This is a genomic window from Nocardia sp. NPDC001965 (assembly GCF_053594175.1).
The window spans coordinates 1-2,733 of the sequence record NZ_JBSFDZ010000090.1; the positions used below are offsets into that span (position 1 = coordinate 1).

Genomic DNA, 2,733 nt, shown 5'->3' on the forward strand with positions numbered 1-2,733 from the left:
GGTTCCGCGGAGGGTGCCGGTGGGCGGATGTATCGCACCGGTGATGTGGTCCGGTGGACTGCGGCGGGTGAGCTCGAGTATGTGGGTCGTTCCGATTTCCAGGTGAAGGTTCGGGGTTTCCGGATCGAGCTGGGGGAGATCGAGGCGGCGTTGCTGGCGTTGCCGGGGGTGGCGCAGGCCGCGGTGTTGGCGAAATCGGATCCGCGGACCGGGGACCGGTTGGTCGGGTACGTGGTGGCCGGTGGCGGTACCGTCCTGGACATTGCGCGCATCCGGGCCGAACTCGGACAGCGGCTGCCCTCCTACATGGTGCCGTCGGTATTCGTGGAACTCGATGCGTTGCCGTTGAACGTCAACGGGAAGCTGGATCGCAGAGCGTTGCCGGATCCGGTGTTCGAGGCGCAGGAGTTCCGCGCGCCGTCCACGCCGATCGAGGAGATCGTGGCGGGTGTGTTCGCCGCCGTCCTCGGTACCGAACGGGTGGGCGCCGATGACGATTTCTTCGCCCTCGGTGGTAATTCCCTGGTCGCGACGCAGGTGGCGGCGCGGCTGGGCAAGGCACTCGACACCACGGTGCCGGTGCGGGCGCTGTTCGAGGCGTCGACGGTGGCGGGTCTGGCTGTTCGGGTGGAGCAGCACGCTGGGTCGGGCGGGCGTAAGGCCTTGGTGGCGCAATCGCGTCCCGCGCAGGTGCCGTTGTCGCTGGCGCAGCAGCGGATGTGGTTCCTCAACCGGTTCGATCAGCATTCGGTCGCCTACAACATTCCACTGGCCATCCGCCTGTCCGGCGCGCTGGATATCGACGCGTTGCAGGCGGCGGTGTCCGATCTGGTGGCGCGGCACGAAGTCCTGCGCACGGTGTATCCGGAGACCGAGTCGGGCCCGGTCCAGGTGGTGTTGCCGGTCGGCGACGCCGTGCCGCGTCTCGAGGTGCGATCGGTGGCCGCCGGCGAGGTGGTCTCGGCGGTATCGGAACTGGTATCGGCCGTTTTCGATGTGACGACCGAAGTTCCATTGCGGGTGGCGCTGTTCCGGGTGGACGGAGCCGACGCGGCGACCGGGTCCGGCAGCGAATACGTACTGGCGATGGTGATCCATCACATCGCCGGTGACGGTTCGTCGGCGGGACCGTTGACCCGTGATCTGATGACCGCCTATATCGCGCGTGCGGCGGGCGAAGCGCCCGGCTGGGCGCCGCTGCCCGTCCAATACGCCGATTTCAGCATCTGGCAGCGCGAGCTGCTCGGTGACGAAGCCGATCCGGAATCGCTGGCGGCGCAGCAGGTGGGCTACTGGCGGTCCGCGCTGGCGGGTGTGCCGGATCAGCTGGATCTGCCGTCCGACCGCCCGCGCCCGGCGGTGCAGTCGTTCACCGGTGGCCGGATCGAGATCACGGTGGACGGGGCGACCCACGCCGGGTTGCAGCGGGTCGCGCAGCAGCAGGGCGCGACCCTGTTCATGGTGGTGCACTCGGCGCTTGCGGTACTCCTGTCGCGTCTCACCGGCACCGACGACATCACCATCGGTACGCCGGTGGCGGGTCGTGGTGAGCAGGCGCTCGATGATCTGATCGGTATGTTCGTGAACACGCTCGTGTTCCGGACGCAGCTGGATCGTGGGGAGTCGTTCGCGGATCTGCTGGGCCGGCAGCGGGAGATCGATATCGCGGCGTTCGCGCATGCGGACGTGCCGTTCGAGCGGCTGGTGGAGGTCCTCAATCCCGCGCGTTCACAGTCGCGGCACCCGCTGTTCCAGGTGGGCCTGACCTTCCAGAATCTCGCGCAGTCGAGTCTGGAACTGCCGGGGCTCACAGTGTCCGGGGTCGATATCGATACCGAGACCTCGCAATACGACCTGCACCTGATGCTCGGTGACCACTACGACGCCACCGGAAGCCCGGCCGGTCTGGGCGGGTACCTGACCTACGCGGCCGATATGTTCGATCACGCCACGGTTCAGGGCTTCGCCGACCGGTTCGTGCGGTTGCTGTCCGGTGTGGTCGCGGATCCGTCCGTCTCCGTGGGCGATCTGGAGATCCTGGCCCCGGCCGAGCGGCGCCGGGTGCTGACCGAGTGGAACGCCACCGAGCATCCGGTGCCCCCCGGGCTGTTGTTCGACGGTTTCGCCCGGGCGGTGGCCGAGTACCCGGACCGGGTCGCGGTGAGCTCCGGCGGGGTCGAGGTCACCTACGCGGAACTGGACGCACGGGTCAACCGGTTGGCCCGGTATCTGATCGCGCAGGGCGTGGGTTCGGAAACCCTCGTCGGTCTGCTGGTGTCGCGCTCGCTCGATTTCGTCGTCGGTATGTATGCCGTCGTCGCTGCCGGTGGTGCGTATGTACCGCTGGACCCGGCGCATCCGGCCGAACGTATCCGGCACATTCTCGATACCGCGGCTCCGGTGCGGGTGCTGTCCACCACCGGCGATATCGCGACCGTGGGTGCGGATGCGACAGGGGATGTGCCGGTGCTCGCCCTGGACACCCTCGACACCGGCGCCTACGACTCCGCACCGGTGACCGATGCCGACCGGGTGACGCCGTTGCGGCCGGGCAATGCCGCCTATGTGATCTTCACGTCCGGTTCGACCGGTCGTCCGAAGGGTGTGGCGGTTTCGCATGCGGCGGCCCGGAACCAGGTCGCGTGGATCGTGGGTCAGTACGGTTTCGATCGCGATGATGTGGTGCTGTTCAAGACGCCCGCGACGTTCGATGTGTCGGTGTGGGAGTTGTTC

The 2,733-nt window shown here is 67.8% G+C and carries 1 pseudogene; it reads left to right on the forward strand.

Annotated elements, in window-relative coordinates:
- Window positions 1-18: 18 nt before the first annotated feature.
- Window positions 19-2,733: pseudogene (locus ACWCPQ_RS34975) on the forward strand (condensation domain-containing protein); the annotation flags it as partial.